This is a genomic window from Salmonella sp. NW177 (assembly GCF_051811585.1).
Lineage (GTDB): Bacteria > Pseudomonadota > Gammaproteobacteria > Enterobacterales > Enterobacteriaceae > Salmonella > Salmonella enterica.
Genome location: NZ_JAMMZV010000002.1, coordinates 573,283 through 586,526, shown reverse-complemented (window position 1 = coordinate 586,526; position 13,244 = coordinate 573,283). Strand labels below are relative to the sequence as shown.

Annotated in this window: 17 protein-coding genes; 12 read left to right on the top strand and 5 right to left on the bottom strand. The window is 52.0% G+C overall.

Annotated elements, in window-relative coordinates:
• Positions 1–5: 5 nt before the first annotated feature.
• The 3 genes from gabT to csiR all read left to right on the top strand — a co-directional run bounded on the left by gabT (position 6) and on the right by csiR (position 3,538).
• Positions 6–1,289 (top strand): 4-aminobutyrate--2-oxoglutarate transaminase, encoded by a 1,284-nt coding sequence (gene gabT, locus NA986_RS09555; protein ID WP_001095558.1) that lies wholly within the window; start codon positions 6–8, stop codon positions 1,287–1,289.
• 129 nt (positions 1,290–1,418) lie between these two features.
• On the top strand, positions 1,419–2,819 hold the full coding sequence (gabP, locus tag NA986_RS09550) for a GABA permease (RefSeq protein ID WP_000531282.1): 1,401 nt from the start codon (positions 1,419–1,421) through the stop codon (positions 2,817–2,819).
• 41 nt (positions 2,820–2,860) lie between these two features.
• A complete protein-coding gene (gene csiR / locus NA986_RS09545) occupies positions 2,861–3,538 on the top strand; it encodes a DNA-binding transcriptional regulator CsiR (protein ID WP_000126152.1) in 678 nt (225 codons plus the stop codon).
• A gap of 21 nt (positions 3,539–3,559) precedes the next feature.
• Here the strand turns inward: csiR and lysM are convergent, their stop codons facing one another.
• Both lysM and NA986_RS09535 read right to left on the bottom strand, forming a co-directional pair.
• Positions 3,560–4,009, bottom strand: a complete 450-nt coding sequence (gene lysM / locus NA986_RS09540; RefSeq protein WP_000522406.1) for a peptidoglycan-binding protein LysM — start codon at positions 4,007–4,009, stop codon at positions 3,560–3,562.
• 99 nt (positions 4,010–4,108) lie between these two features.
• The gene (locus tag NA986_RS09535) at positions 4,109–4,267 is read right to left on the bottom strand and encodes a YqaE/Pmp3 family membrane protein (protein WP_000508175.1); all 159 of its coding nucleotides are present in this window, start codon (positions 4,265–4,267) and stop codon (positions 4,109–4,111) included.
• Between the two features lie 182 nt (positions 4,268–4,449).
• Between NA986_RS09535 and NA986_RS09530 the strand changes: the two genes are divergently transcribed.
• The 3 genes from NA986_RS09530 (at position 4,450) to NA986_RS09520 (ending at position 5,544) form a co-directional block, all read left to right on the top strand.
• A complete protein-coding gene (locus tag NA986_RS09530) occupies positions 4,450–4,749 on the top strand; it encodes an ArsR/SmtB family transcription factor (protein ID WP_000137432.1) in 300 nt (99 codons plus the stop codon).
• A 9-nt stretch (positions 4,750–4,758) separates the two neighbouring features.
• Positions 4,759–5,286, top strand: coding sequence for a rhodanese family protein (locus tag NA986_RS09525; RefSeq protein ID WP_000022010.1), 528 nt, complete (start codon positions 4,759–4,761; stop codon positions 5,284–5,286).
• A gap of 78 nt (positions 5,287–5,364) precedes the next feature.
• Entirely contained in the window at positions 5,365–5,544 is a 180-nt protein-coding gene (locus NA986_RS09520) for a hypothetical protein (RefSeq protein ID WP_061383880.1), read from the top strand.
• A gap of 89 nt (positions 5,545–5,633) precedes the next feature.
• Here the strand turns inward: NA986_RS09520 and stpA are convergent, their stop codons facing one another.
• On the bottom strand, positions 5,634–6,035 hold the full coding sequence (gene stpA / locus NA986_RS09515; protein WP_001051100.1) for a DNA-binding protein StpA: 402 nt from the start codon (positions 6,033–6,035) through the stop codon (positions 5,634–5,636).
• An 898-nt stretch (positions 6,036–6,933) separates the two neighbouring features.
• On the opposite strand from stpA, the gene alaE reads away from it, so the two are divergent.
• On the top strand, positions 6,934–7,383 hold the full coding sequence (gene alaE / locus NA986_RS09510; RefSeq protein ID WP_023216127.1) for an L-alanine exporter AlaE: 450 nt from the start codon (positions 6,934–6,936) through the stop codon (positions 7,381–7,383).
• 34 nt (positions 7,384–7,417) lie between these two features.
• Here the strand turns inward: alaE and NA986_RS09505 are convergent, their stop codons facing one another.
• Positions 7,418–7,768, bottom strand: a complete 351-nt coding sequence (locus NA986_RS09505; protein WP_000281305.1) for a DUF2002 family protein — start codon at positions 7,766–7,768, stop codon at positions 7,418–7,420.
• A 161-nt stretch (positions 7,769–7,929) separates the two neighbouring features.
• Here NA986_RS09505 and NA986_RS09500 point away from each other — a divergent pair, with 161 nt between their 5' ends.
• Positions 7,930–8,256 carry a DUF883 domain-containing protein gene (locus tag NA986_RS09500; protein ID WP_001519557.1) on the top strand — a complete coding sequence of 109 codons (327 nt, stop codon included), beginning with the start codon at positions 7,930–7,932 and terminating at the stop codon, positions 8,254–8,256.
• Positions 8,257–8,339: 83 nt separating this feature from the next.
• Here NA986_RS09500 and NA986_RS09495 read toward each other — a convergent pair whose 3' ends face one another.
• Positions 8,340–9,674 carry a PLP-dependent aminotransferase family protein gene (locus tag NA986_RS09495; protein ID WP_001138466.1) on the bottom strand — a complete coding sequence of 445 codons (1,335 nt, stop codon included), beginning with the start codon at positions 9,672–9,674 and terminating at the stop codon, positions 8,340–8,342.
• 88 nt (positions 9,675–9,762) lie between these two features.
• Between NA986_RS09495 and NA986_RS09490 the strand changes: the two genes are divergently transcribed.
• From NA986_RS09490 to nrdE, 4 genes are all read left to right on the top strand, one after another.
• Positions 9,763–10,194 carry a carboxymuconolactone decarboxylase family protein gene (locus tag NA986_RS09490; RefSeq protein ID WP_023193597.1) on the top strand — a complete coding sequence of 144 codons (432 nt, stop codon included), beginning with the start codon at positions 9,763–9,765 and terminating at the stop codon, positions 10,192–10,194.
• A gap of 271 nt (positions 10,195–10,465) precedes the next feature.
• A complete protein-coding gene (gene nrdH, locus NA986_RS09485) occupies positions 10,466–10,711 on the top strand; it encodes a glutaredoxin-like protein NrdH (RefSeq protein WP_000028870.1) in 246 nt (81 codons plus the stop codon).
• Positions 10,708–11,118, top strand: a complete 411-nt coding sequence (gene nrdI / locus NA986_RS09480; protein WP_001275401.1) for a class Ib ribonucleoside-diphosphate reductase assembly flavoprotein NrdI — start codon at positions 10,708–10,710, stop codon at positions 11,116–11,118. Before nrdH ends, nrdI begins: the two co-directional genes overlap by 4 nt.
• On the top strand, positions 11,091–13,235 hold the full coding sequence (gene nrdE / locus NA986_RS09475; protein ID WP_024147168.1) for a class 1b ribonucleoside-diphosphate reductase subunit alpha: 2,145 nt from the start codon (positions 11,091–11,093) through the stop codon (positions 13,233–13,235). The genes nrdI and nrdE overlap by 28 nt, the downstream gene beginning before the upstream one ends.
• Positions 13,236–13,244: the final 9 nt, after the last annotated feature.

Here is a 13,244-nt window from a genome sequence, read left to right as displayed (position 1 = left end):
CGCTAATGAATACCAATAACGCTTTAATGCAGCGCCGTCATAACGCCGTTCCTCGCGGCGTGGGCCAGATTCACCCAATTTTCGCCGAGCGGGCGGAAAATTGTCGGGTCTGGGATGTCGAAGGCCGTGAGTATCTCGATTTCGCGGGCGGCATTGCCGTCCTGAACACCGGTCATTTACATCCGGGCATTGTTTCAGCGGTCGAAGCGCAGCTGAAGAAATTGTCGCATACCTGTTTTCAGGTGCTGGCCTATGAACCGTATCTGGCGTTGTGCGAACGCATGAACCAGAAGGTACCGGGCGATTTCGCCAAAAAAACGTTGCTGGTCACGACCGGTTCAGAAGCGGTTGAAAACGCCGTGAAAATCGCCCGCGCGGCGACAAAACGCAGCGGCGCTATCGCGTTTAGCGGCGCTTACCACGGTCGTACCCACTACACGCTCTCTCTGACCGGGAAAGTACACCCGTACTCTGCTGGTATGGGATTGATGCCAGGCCATGTCTACCGCGCGCTTTATCCTTGCCCGCTACACAACATCAGCGACGACGACGCGATCGCCAGCATTGAGCGCATCTTTAAAAATGATGCCGCGCCGGAAGATATCGCCGCCATTATTATTGAGCCGGTACAGGGCGAAGGCGGATTTTACGCCGCCTCTCCCGCGTTTATGCAGCGACTGCGCGCGCTATGCGACCAACACGGCATTATGTTGATTGCCGACGAAGTGCAAAGCGGCGCGGGCCGGACCGGTACGCTGTTCGCCATGGAACAGATGGGCGTTGCGGCAGATATTACCACGTTTGCGAAATCGATCGCCGGCGGCTTTCCGCTGGCAGGCGTTACCGGCCGGGCAGACGTGATGGACGCTATCGCGCCGGGCGGGCTGGGCGGCACCTATGCCGGAAACCCGATTGCCTGCGCCGCCGCGCTGGCGGTACTGGACATTTTCGAGCAGGAAAATCTACTGCAAAAGGCAAATACGCTTGGCAAAACGCTGCGCGATGGCCTGATGGAGATAGCGGAAACGCACCGTGAGATTGGCGACGTGCGCGGACTGGGCGCCATGATCGCCATTGAGTTGTTTGAAAATGGCGACCCCGGCAAACCGAACGCGACTCTGACCGCCGACATTGTGGCCCGCGCCCGCGAGAAAGGGTTAATTCTGCTCTCCTGCGGTCCTTACTACAACATCTTGCGCATCCTCGTTCCACTCACTATTGAGGCCTCGCAGATTCGGCAAGGCCTGGAGATTATCGCCCAGTGCTTTGATGAGGCGAAACAAGCGTAATGTCCAATAAGCAGCGTCGGATGGCGACGTAACTGTCTTATCCGGCCTACAAAAACCGTTTCGATTGTAGGCCGAATAAGCCAGGCGCCATCCGGTAAACGAGCGCAATAACAATAAAGAGGTTTTAGGATGGGGCAATTGTCAGAATCACATGCATTAGGGGGCGGGCTGAAATCACGCCACGTCACCATGTTATCGATCGCCGGCGTCATCGGCGCCAGCCTGTTTGTCGGTTCCAGCGTGGCGATTGCGGAGGCCGGCCCTGCGGTACTGCTGGCCTATCTGTTCGCAGGACTTTTAGTCGTCATGATTATGCGAATGCTGGCTGAAATGGCCGTCGCCACGCCGGATACCGGTTCTTTTTCCACCTATGCGGATAAAGCGATCGGCCCCTGGGCCGGGTATACCATCGGCTGGTTATACTGGTGGTTTTGGGTACTGGTTATTCCGCTGGAGGCCAATATTGCCGCCATTATTCTGAATTCATGGATACCGGGTATTCCGGTGTGGCTATTTTCATTAGTGATTACGCTTGCCTTAACCGGAAGCAATTTATTGAGCGTCAAAAATTACGGCGAATTCGAATTCTGGCTGGCGCTATGTAAAGTGATTGCTATCCTGGCGTTTATCGCGCTGGGCGCGACGGCGATTAGCGGTTTTTATCCGTATGCCGAGGTAAGCGGTATCTCCCGGCTCTGGGATCACGGCGGTTTTATGCCTAACGGCTTCGGTGCGGTGTTAAGCGCCATGTTGATCACCATGTTCTCTTTTATGGGCGCGGAAATCGTCACTATTGCTGCCGCGGAATCCGATACGCCGGATAAACATATCGTACGCGCCACCAATTCTGTTATCTGGCGAATTTCCATCTTTTACTTGTGTTCCATTTTTGTGGTGGTGGCGCTGATCCCGTGGAATATGCCGGGTCTGAAAAGCGTAGGTTCGTACCGCTCGGTACTGGAGCTGCTTCATATTCCGCACGCAAAATTCATTATGGACTGCGTGATTTTGTTGTCGGTGACCAGTTGTCTGAACTCCGCATTATATACCGCCTCCCGGATGCTCTATTCCCTTAGCCGCCGCGGCGATGCGCCTGCGATAATGGGAAAAACTAACCGTAGCAAAACGCCCTGGGTAGCGGTTCTCCTCTCTACCGGCGCGGCCTTTTTAACTGTTATCGTCAATTATTATGCCCCGGCAAAAGTGTTTAAATTTCTTATCGACAGTTCCGGCGCCATCGCGCTGCTGGTCTATCTGGTGATTGCGATTTCGCAATTGCGGATGCGTAAAATTCTGCTGGCGCAGGGCGGAGAAATTAAGTTGAAAATGTGGCTTTATCCGTGGCTCACCTGGCTGGTTATCGGCTTTATCTGCTTTGTTCTGGTGGTGATGCTATTTCGACCGGCACAGCAACTAGAAGTCATTTCAACGGGGCTGTTAGGGCTGGGCATAATAGGTACTGTCCCCATTATGTCTCGCTGGAAAAAACTGATAAGGTGGCAAAAAGCCCCCCTGCAAAACCTACGTTAGTTATTCCCGGCGTCAGCCGGGAAGCTTCTCAGGAGTAAAAGATGACCGCCCTTTCCCAACCGACGGCCATAGATGGCTATCGCTGGCTTAAAAATGACATTATTCGCGGCACTTATCAGCCGGATGAGAAACTGCGGATGAGTTTATTAACCGCCCGCTATGCGCTCGGCGTAGGGCCGCTGCGTGAGGCGCTGTCGCAACTGGTGGCGGAACGGCTGGTCACCGTGGTGAATCAAAAAGGCTATCGCGTGGCATCCATGTCAGAGGCGGAACTCCTCGATATTTTTGACGCGCGCGCCAATATGGAAGCGATGCTGGTACGCCTGGCGATTGAACGCGGCGATGATGCGTGGGAGGCGGAGATCCTGGCGCGAGCGCATATGCTCAGTAAACTGGAAGCCAGCGATGCCAGTGAACATATGCTCGATGAATGGGATCAGCGCCACCAGGCGTTCCATTCCGCCATTGTCGCCGGGTGCGGCTCCCACTATCTGCTACAGATGCGCGAACGCTTATTTGACCTGGCGGCCCGCTACCGCTTTATTTGGTTACGTGAAACCGTTCTGTCCGTCGAGATGCTGGAAGATAAACATATCCAGCATCACACGCTAACCGAAGCGATACTGGCGCGCGAGGCGGCACGCGCCAGCGAATTAATGCGTCAGCATTTGCTGACGCCGATTCCCATTATTCGCCAGGCGATGGCAGGAAAAATGTAGCCTGGCGCGACCTGATAGCCATTATTCTTCAGGAATACGCAACACTTGTCCCGGATATATTTTTTCCGGGCTTTTCAGCATCGGTTTATTTGCCTCGAAGATTTTATTATACAGATTGGCGTTACCATACACTTGCTTTGAAATAGCGCTCAGGGTGTCGCCTGATTTTACGGTATAAAACTGACTTTCAGCCGCCGGCGTCGTGGTTTTAACTTGATCGTCAACGCTGCTAATCCCGGCGATATTCCCCACGGCAACCAGAATTTTTTCTTTTGCCTCCTGACTCAGCCCATCACCCGTCACTGTCGCTTTTCCATCAGCAATTTGCACATTCACTTTGTCAGCGTCGGGTATTCCCGTTTTATTTAAATGTTCCTGGACTTTTTTCGCCTGATCGTCCTTATCATGATTAGCGGTTACCGCGTCCCAGAGTTTTTCACCTGCATCTTTTACAAAATTGAAAAGTCCCATATTCACCTCGCTTGTCAAAAATACACACAAAGAAAAGTGTAGCAGAGGGAATGAGGTTATCCTGATAAGCGGCGCTTATGCGCCGCCGGTGGCCGGTAATTAATGACGCATCTGAACCCAAAATGCGTGGATAAGTCCCGGAATATATCCGAGTAATGTCAGCAGGATATTAAGGATAAATGCCCAACCGAACCCTTTTCCTAAAAGTACGCCGAGCGGAGGCAAAATAATCGTAAATACAATTCTCCAGAAACCCATATACACTCCATACAAGCAAAATTAGTCATTGTTTAAAAAGAGATTTTATCTCTAAGCATAGTCAGTTTACCTGAGCCTGCCAGTCACGCACCGCGCTTTTACCCTCCTTTACGCTCTTTACGCTGGCATTAGGTTGACGTTTATTTTAGAATTAACTAAATTTAGAAAATGCTTAAATAACTATGACAGAGCTTGAACAACTTCAGGCCAGCGCAGAACAGGCGGCGGCCCTGCTCAAAGCGATGAGCCACCCAAAAAGATTACTGATTTTATGTATGCTTTGCGGTTCGCCAAAAACCAGCGCAGGCGAACTGGCGCGCATTACCGGGCTAAGCCCCTCCGCGACGTCGCAACATCTGGCGCGGATGCGGGAAGAAGGACTGATTGATAGTCAACGCGATGCCCAGCGCATTCACTATTTCATTAAAAATGAGGCGGTTAATACGATTATCGCCACGTTAAAGAATCTCTATTGTCCATAAGGAGGCACGATGTCCATTGGGATAGTTTCCCCCCGTGAGGCGCAAGCGTTGATAGCGCAAGGCGCGAAACTGATTGATGTGCGCGACGCCGATGAATATCTGCGCGAGCATATTCCACATGCGCAACTGGCGCCGCTCTCCCGGCTTGAACAGGGCGATTTGCCCGCCAACCTGCGAGCGGAACAGATTATTTTTCACTGTCAGTCAGGTAAACGAACCAGCAGCAATGCAGCAAAACTACAGGCCATTGCCGCCCCTGCTCAGGTCAGTCTACTGGAAGGCGGTATCGATGGATGGAAAGCGGCAGGATTGCCCGTCACAGAAGACAAATCGCAACCGTTGCCGCTGATGCGTCAGGTGCAAATCGCCGCCGGCGGGTTGACGTTGCTTGGGGTAATTCTGGGCTATACGGTCCACGGCGGCTTTTTCCTCATTAGCGGTTTTGTCGGGGCCGGGTTAATGCTGGCAGGCATAACCGGCTTCTGCGGAATGGCGCGACTACTGGAAAAAATGCCCTGGAATACCCGTACTCATTAAGCGGTACCTTCACCACGCGTCGGTAAGTGTGTAGTAGACTGAAGGCAGGTTTATAGCATTGTTCAACAGGAGGGCGTGATGTTCACACCAGGCGATTTTGTACAGCCCCGAATGGGGGGGCCGAAACTGAAAGTGATTGAAGTCAACGAGGATCATATTGTCGCGGTACAGGTCGGTAATGAGCCGGGCGAAAAATTGATCCTCAAAGCGGCAGATGTCACCCCCTATTGCGAAGAGGGCGATTTTGGCGTGTGCTGATTTATCAGAATGAGCATGGCGCAACGTTCCCGGAGTCCCGATTAATAGAGACAGGAAACGAAGCGCCATCTGTTAAAAGCTATCCGTGATTAGATTAAGAAATCATCCAGAGATTTCCCCGCCGCCAGCGCCTGGGCAATCGGTTTAGGCGTACGACCTTGTCCGGTCCAGGTTTTTTCTTCGCCATTGAAATCAGTAAAACGATATTTTGCCGGACGCGGCTGGCGCTTTTTAGCAGAACGCGGCATTGCTGAATCCATGGCAAATAACTCTTCCGGGTTAATACCGTCTGCTTTCATCAGCTCCAGAAAGGCATTAATTTTCTCCTGCTTCTCGGCAAGCTGGCGTTGCTGCAATTCTTCTTCTTCGCGTCTTTCTTTAGTGACAACCCTGAATTTTTCGAGCATTTCTTCAAGAACGTCAATGGAGAATTCGCGAGCCATAGCGCGCAGCGTGCGGATATTATTTAAGTTCTGTAACATCAAATTCATATCAATAAAAACCTTTTAACGCAGAAAACAAAAACTATTACAGGCGGTATTGTATGCGATTATTGATTATATTTCCAGATCTTAAAGTTCATACAGATATACTCAGTATAACTCGATTAATTATATTAATCTGTTAACCAGAAGGTTATATTCATTACCCCCTGTGTGTTTCAGGTTATTCTGCCTACGGTATATCTGTAGGTTTCCCGTTCGGCTGTTTATACCCTTCATTCTTCAAGTTGCTTATGTGTTGGCTACGGATTACCCGGCTCATCCATGGGCCTCGCCCTGACGGGTCGTCGCACGCGACGTTCAAATCTGCTCCCCGCAGATTTGTCGCTCCCCCCAGTCACATCGTTATCTATGCTCCTGGGGATTCACTCCCTTGCCGCCTTTAAGCAACTCGAAATCCATAGCGTATATAGCGTATTGCGTATCTCAGTAACCGCGGTGACCCTCACGGTGGCTGACCTTATACAGAAGTGAATATTTCATCACAATAATAGATTAACCATTCAAAAATTATCATCAGAGCTTTATGCTAAAAATGACCCTGCAATAGCTATAATTATGCTGAGAAAAGTAGAGCGCGTGCCGTTAGCCGAGAATACATCGCATCTGACAACATTTGGAATGTGGCTGAAAATCGCCAGAAAAACAATGCATTATAATGCATTGATTTAAAAGTAATTAATGACTAACAACAACGAAAATCTCGCCGCGAGCAAAAAATAAACAATCACAGAGTATTTTATCGACAAAAAGCCTATAAATAAAAATATTACACTAGTTGATAGTTATTATATAGGGATATACTCTATGCAAAGACAAAAGTGCTTTATGATTTCACTACCAACCATCACCTCATTCTGATCGATACGCTACAAGGAGCATTAACATGTTCTCTCCACAGTCACGCTTGCGTCATGCCGTAGCAGACACGTTTGCGATGGTTGTTTACTGTTCTGTTGTGAACATGTTGATCGAGATATTCCTCTCCGGAATGAGCTTTGAGCAGTCGCTTTCTTCCAGGCTGGTGGCGATACCTGTCAACATTTTGATTGCATGGCCATACGGCGTTTACCGCGATCTGATTATGCGCGTCGCGCGTAAGGCAAGCCCGGCGGGATGGGCCAAAAACCTGGCGGATGTATTGGCTTATGTCACCTTTCAGTCACCCGTTTATATTATCATCTTGCTGACCGTCGGTGCCGGCTCGCATCAGATAGTGGCCGCCGTGAGTTCAAACATTGTTGTTTCAATGTTAATGGGCGCGGTTTATGGCTACTTCCTGGATTATTGTCGCCGCCTGTTTAAAGTGAGCAGCTATCATCAGGCTAAGGCGTAAGTTAGCGTCGCGACTGGCATTGCCAGTCGCGCTTTTAGTCGGTTTTTTCGTCGCCAAAAAGCCCATTCAGATAACGTTCTAACGCTATTCGGGAGCTAAAGCCGTGGGGAATACCGTAATGTTCGTGGGTCTCGCCGCCTAAATAGAGCGGAAAATTTTGGTAGTGATCGCAGGTTTTAATATCCGAAGCCGGGTCAGCCAGTGATGAGCTACGGTCTTTTAATCTGGGATGAATGATCAGCGCGGTACGCCCCATACGCGCCTCGCGGTTAACATAAACATAATTCTCGCCGCGTCGATAACCATACGTCTTATTCGTCACCACATCGACGGTAAACCCTGCCTTTTCCAGTACCCGCGCCACCTCGTCAGGTCGTAAATACATATTTTATCCTCATTCTCTTTTACTGCGGGCTTACCTTACCCGATAGCGCGTTATCAACGCTTTCAGAAAAGTCCAGAAACGCATGATATCGCCGTAACAAGCCTCAGCAGGTAAAAATATGAACTACACTGAAAGCTACATCGAAATCAATGGAGGATCATATGCTTAACAAACCGAACCGAAACGACGTCGATGATGGTGTTCAGGATATTCAGAATGATGTCAATCGATTAGCCGACAGTCTGGAAGATGTCCTTAAATCCTGGGGAAGCGATGCGAAAGACGAAGCCGAGGCTGCGCGACGTAAAGCACAGGCGTTGCTGAAAGAGACCCGGGCGCGGATGCAGGGTCGTACTCGCGTAAAACAAGCCGCCTGTGATGCGATGGGGTGCGCGGATACGTTTGTGCGTGAAAAACCCTGGTGTAGCGTAGGAACCGCCGCAGCGGTAGGGATTTTTATCGGGGCGCTGCTTAGCCTGCGTCGCTAACGACGTGCGCTGCCGGATGGCGACATACTTTATTGGGCCTGCATCATTGCCGCAGGCCCAGGTCGCGCCATTCGGCGAAACGGTTACTGTATCGCCTGTCGAAGCTGCCATGCGACCTGTTTCGCCATGCCAGCGGAAGTAATATTGGTAAACGACAGTAAAATGCCCCCCTTTCCTGACGAAACCACTCGCCAACGGCTTAGCGCCTGTACCGCCAGTCCGGCCTGATTCGCTTTTGCTACCTGCGCTTTATCATCACCTTCAACCTCAATAACCAATTGAATACCGCCTTTCTGTAATGTCACGACAAATCCCTGTTCTGCCAGCGCCTCTTCAATCCATAACCGTCGCTGAGCATAATGTTGACGCATCTTTTTCAGATGCCGCCAGAAATGGCCATCACGGATAAAATCAGCCAGCGTGTGCTGCCATAACAACGGTACGCTACAGGGCATCAGCGACGCCTGCTGGCGGAAATGCTCAATCTGCTTTATCGGCACCACCAGCCATGCGGTACGTAATGCCGGAAAGAGCGACTTACTGAACGTTCCGGCGTAAATCACTCGCTGCGGGGCATCCAGACTCTTGAGCGGCGGAAGCGGTTTACCGTGATAACGAAATTCGCTGTCGTAGTCATCTTCAATAATCCAGGCCTGCACATTCGCCGCCCATGCCAGAAGTTGCCGTCGGCGAGTTAACGACAGCGCCACCCCCAACGGACTTTGATGGGCGGGCGTCACCAATGCAAAGCGTCCCTGCGGGCAATCCCGCATCCCCGCCGCGACATTCAGCCCATCGGCATCGACCGGAATCGGCGCCAGCGTAATCCCCTCCTGCGTTATCACCGGGCGAATTAACGGAAAGCCGGGATCTTCCACCCACATGCTGTCTCCCGGCACAGACAATGTACGCAGGATTAGCCGCATAGAATCCGCATATCCGGAGGTAATAAATACCTGTTCCGGCAGACATTCAATGCTACGCGAAACCCGCAGGTAATCGACTATCGCCTGGCGCAAAATCGCCTCGCCGCAGACGTCGCCTAATGCCAGATCGAAGCGTGTCTGCGTGCGCAACCGACGCCCCATCACTCGCGCCCACTTCTCGCGCGGAAAGAGATCCAGCGCCGGTAACCCCATCTGAAAGGGTTTCGGCTCCGGACTTTCTCCGGCAAAAACGGCGGGTATCGGCGGCGCCGTCTCAAACCGTAGAGCGTTGCTCACAAACGTGCCTGCCTGGCCACGTCGCTCCAGCCAGCCCTGCGCCACCAGCTCGCCATAGGCATTTTCCACCGTGGCGCGAGAAACACCCAGTTCCTGCGCCCACGTTCGGCTGGAAGGCAAACGCGTTCCTGGAGCGAGTTCTCCTTGCTCAATGGCCGTTTTTAACTGACGAGCGATGTGCTGATAGCGCGGCATATGGTCTGCTTTTTCTGTAAAAATATGGCTCTCTTTTACAGACCATTATAGTGCTACAGTGCTCGTCATCAACACGAGGAGAAACATGATGACGACGTTACGCCAACCCTATTATGAACTGAGCCCGGAGGTTTATAGCGCTCTGGTGCAGGCGAAAAACGCGCTGGAAAAGAGCACGCTTGACCTCACTCTGATGGAGCTGATTTACCTGCGTGTTTCGCAAATAAATGGCTGTGCATTTTGCCTGGAGATGCACAGTAAAGCGCTGCGTAAGGCTGGCGTAAATCAAGCTAAATTAGATGCGCTGGCAGGATGGCGGGTAAGCCACCATTTCAGCGAGCAAGAGTGCGCGGCGTTAGCCTGGGCGGAATCGGTGACGCACATTGCTGAAACCCACGCCGAAGATAATGTTTACCTGCCGCTGCTCAATCATTTCAGCGCGCGTGAAATCAGCGATCTGACCTTCGCCATCGGTTTAATGAACTGCTTTAACCGTCTGGCGATCGGTATGCGAATGTGACGCATTGTTGCCGGATGGCGCAGATGTCAGCCAACTCTGTTATGCGTCAACCTGCAGGCCGGATCGGGCGTTCACGCCGCCATCCGGCAAAAATTAGCCATGCCGCCCCTACCCCGCTGCGTTCATCAGCGGCGTTAAAATCAATCGAAAATTCCCATATCTTGTATGGTTGAATCTTAATTCAACTACATCTAGTATTTCCTGTATCAACACACGACAATCCGACGCGTTTCATCGCGCCGTTTTCTCATTTTAAATGGAAATACGAATCATGAGCATTACTATTTACACTCGCAATAACTGTGTTCAGTGCCACGCCACAAAGCGGGCGATGGAAAGCCGTGGATTTGAATTTGAGATGGTGAACGTCGATCTGGTGCCGGATGCAGCGGATACGCTCCGGGCGCAAGGATTTCGTCAATTACCGGTGGTGATGGCGGGCGATTTGAGCTGGTCTGGCTTCCGCCCGGACATGATTAACCGTCTGCACCCGACACCCCACGCGGCAAACGCATGAGCGCGCTCGTCTACTTCTCCAGCAGCTCTGAAAATACGCACCGTTTTATGCAGCGTCTGGGGCTGCCTGCCACGCGTATTCCGCTCAATGAACGGGAGCGAATTCAGGTAGACGAACCGTACATTCTGGTTGTGCCGTCATACGGCGGCGGCGGGATGGCCGGTGCGGTGCCGCGACAGGTGATCCGCTTTTTAAATGATGAACACAACCGGGCGCGCATTCGCGGCGTCATTGCCTCCGGTAATCGCAATTTCGGCGATGCCTGGGGATGCGCTGGCGATGTGATAGCACAAAAATGCGGCGTACCCTGGCTGTACCGCTTTGAGCTCATGGGCACACAACGCGACATCGATAACGTCCGAAAAGGAGTAAATGAATTTTGGCAACAACTACCCCGGAGCGCGTAATGCAGGAAACCATGGATTACCACGCCCTGAACGCGATGCTGAATCTTTATGATAAAGCAGGCCATATTCAGTTCGACAAGGACCAGCAGGCGATCGACGCCTTTTTTGCCGCCCACGTCCGCCCGCATTCCGTGACGTTTGCCAGCCAGCATGAACGTCTGGAGACGCTGGTTCGGGAAGGGTATTACGATGACGCCGTCCTCGCGCGTTACGACCGCGCCTTCGTCTTCCGCCTGTTCGAGCACGCCCACGCCAGCGGCTTTCGCTTCCAGACGTTTCTTGGTGCCTGGAAGTTTTATACCAGTTACACGCTGAAAACCTTCGACGGCAAACGTTATCTGGAACACTTTGAAGATCGGGTGACAATAGTGGCGTTGACGCTGGCGCAGGGTGACGAAACGCTGGCCACCCAACTGACCGATGAAATGCTTTCTGGTCGCTTTCAGCCCGCTACCCCGACTTTTTTAAATTGCGGCAAACAGCAGCGTGGGGAACTGGTCTCCTGCTTCCTGCTCCGTATCGAAGACAACATGGAGTCGATCGGGCGGGCGGTGAATTCGGCGCTGCAACTCTCCAAACGCGGCGGCGGCGTCGCGTTTTTACTCTCCAATCTGCGCGAGGCGGGCGCGCCGATCAAACGCATTGAGAATCAGTCTTCCGGCGTGATCCCGGTGATGAAAATGCTGGAAGACGCGTTTTCGTATGCCAACCAGCTTGGCGCGCGCCAGGGGGCCGGCGCGGTTTATCTCCATGCGCACCACCCGGATATTCTGCGTTTTCTGGATACCAAACGGGAAAACGCTGACGAAAAAATCCGGATCAAAACGCTCTCTCTCGGCGTGGTGATCCCGGATATCACCTTCCGGCTGGCGAAAGAAAACGCGAAAATGGCGCTCTTTTCGCCCTATGACGTACAACGACGCTACGGCAAACCGTTTGGCGATATCGCCATTAGCGAACGGTACGATGAATTAATTGCCGATCCGCACGTGCGTAAAACCTATATTAACGCCCGTGACTTTTTTCAAACACTGGCGGAGATTCAGTTCGAATCCGGGTATCCCTACATCATGTTTGAAGATACGGTAAACCGCGCGAATCCCATTGCTGGTCGCATTAATATGAGCAACCTGTGCTCAGAAATTTTACAGGTCAATAGCGCCTCCCGTTACGACGATAACCTTGACTATACCCACATCGGGCATGACATCTCCTGCAATCTCGGCTCGCTGAATATCGCTCACGTCATGGATTCACCGGACATTGGCCGTACCGTAGAAACCGCTATTCGCGGCCTGACGGCGGTGTCGGACATGAGCCATATACGCAGCGTGCCCTCAATAGCCGCCGGTAATGCCGCCTCTCATGCCATCGGTCTGGGCCAGATGAATCTGCATGGCTATCTGGCGAGAGAAGGCATTGCCTACGGTTCGCCGGAGGCGTTGGATTTCACCAATTTCTATTTTTACACCATTACCTGGCATGCCGTGCATACTTCAATGCGGCTGGCCCGCGAACGCGGCAAAACCTTCGCCGGATTTGCGCAGTCGCGCTATGCCAGCGGCGACTATTTTACGCAGTATTTACAGGACGACTGGCAACCGAAAACAGCGAAAGTCAGGGCGCTATTTGCCCGCAGCGGCATTACGCTGCCCACACGAGAAATGTGGCTAAAGCTGCGCGACGATGTGATGCGCTATGGCATCTATAACCAAAATTTACAGGCGGTGCCGCCGACCGGTTCGATTTCTTACATTAATCATGCGACCTCCAGCATTCATCCGATTGTGGCCAAAATTGAGATTCGCAAAGAGGGCAAAACCGGGCGTGTGTATTACCCCGCGCCGTTTATGACCAATGAAAATCTGGACATGTATCAGGATGCTTACGATATCGGTCCGGAAAAAATTATTGATACCTATGCCGAGGCCACGCGCCACGTCGATCAAGGGCTGTCGCTCACCTTGTTTTTCCCCGATACCGCCACGACCCGCGATATCAACAAAGCGCAGATCTATGCCTGGCGAAAAGGTATTAAGTCACTGTATTACATCCGGCTTCGCCAATTGGCGCTGGAAGGTACTGAAATTGAAGGCTGCGTATCCTGCGCGCTATAAGGAAAGCCA

What these genes read in the sequence shown, in the direction of transcription:
- gabT (WP_001095558.1), top strand. Translation starts at nt 6, where the DNA reads ATGAATACCAATAACGCTTTAATGCAGCGCCGTCATAACGCCGTTCCT.
- gabP (WP_000531282.1), top strand. Translation starts at nt 1,419, where the DNA reads ATGGGGCAATTGTCAGAATCACATGCATTAGGGGGCGGGCTGAAATCA.
- csiR (WP_000126152.1), top strand. Translation starts at nt 2,861, where the DNA reads ATGACCGCCCTTTCCCAACCGACGGCCATAGATGGCTATCGCTGGCTT.
- lysM (WP_000522406.1), bottom strand. Translation starts at nt 4,009, where the DNA reads ATGGGACTTTTCAATTTTGTAAAAGATGCAGGTGAAAAACTCTGGGAC.
- NA986_RS09535 (WP_000508175.1), bottom strand. Translation starts at nt 4,267, where the DNA reads ATGGGTTTCTGGAGAATTGTATTTACGATTATTTTGCCTCCGCTCGGC.
- NA986_RS09530 (WP_000137432.1), top strand. Translation starts at nt 4,450, where the DNA reads ATGACAGAGCTTGAACAACTTCAGGCCAGCGCAGAACAGGCGGCGGCC.
- NA986_RS09525 (WP_000022010.1), top strand. Translation starts at nt 4,759, where the DNA reads ATGTCCATTGGGATAGTTTCCCCCCGTGAGGCGCAAGCGTTGATAGCG.
- NA986_RS09520 (WP_061383880.1), top strand. Translation starts at nt 5,365, where the DNA reads ATGTTCACACCAGGCGATTTTGTACAGCCCCGAATGGGGGGGCCGAAA.
- stpA (WP_001051100.1), bottom strand. Translation starts at nt 6,035, where the DNA reads ATGAATTTGATGTTACAGAACTTAAATAATATCCGCACGCTGCGCGCT.
- alaE (WP_023216127.1), top strand. Translation starts at nt 6,934, where the DNA reads ATGTTCTCTCCACAGTCACGCTTGCGTCATGCCGTAGCAGACACGTTT.
- NA986_RS09505 (WP_000281305.1), bottom strand. Translation starts at nt 7,768, where the DNA reads ATGTATTTACGACCTGACGAGGTGGCGCGGGTACTGGAAAAGGCAGGG.
- NA986_RS09500 (WP_001519557.1), top strand. Translation starts at nt 7,930, where the DNA reads ATGCTTAACAAACCGAACCGAAACGACGTCGATGATGGTGTTCAGGAT.
- NA986_RS09495 (WP_001138466.1), bottom strand. Translation starts at nt 9,674, where the DNA reads ATGCCGCGCTATCAGCACATCGCTCGTCAGTTAAAAACGGCCATTGAG.
- NA986_RS09490 (WP_023193597.1), top strand. Translation starts at nt 9,763, where the DNA reads ATGACGACGTTACGCCAACCCTATTATGAACTGAGCCCGGAGGTTTAT.
- nrdH (WP_000028870.1), top strand. Translation starts at nt 10,466, where the DNA reads ATGAGCATTACTATTTACACTCGCAATAACTGTGTTCAGTGCCACGCC.
- nrdI (WP_001275401.1), top strand. Translation starts at nt 10,708, where the DNA reads ATGAGCGCGCTCGTCTACTTCTCCAGCAGCTCTGAAAATACGCACCGT.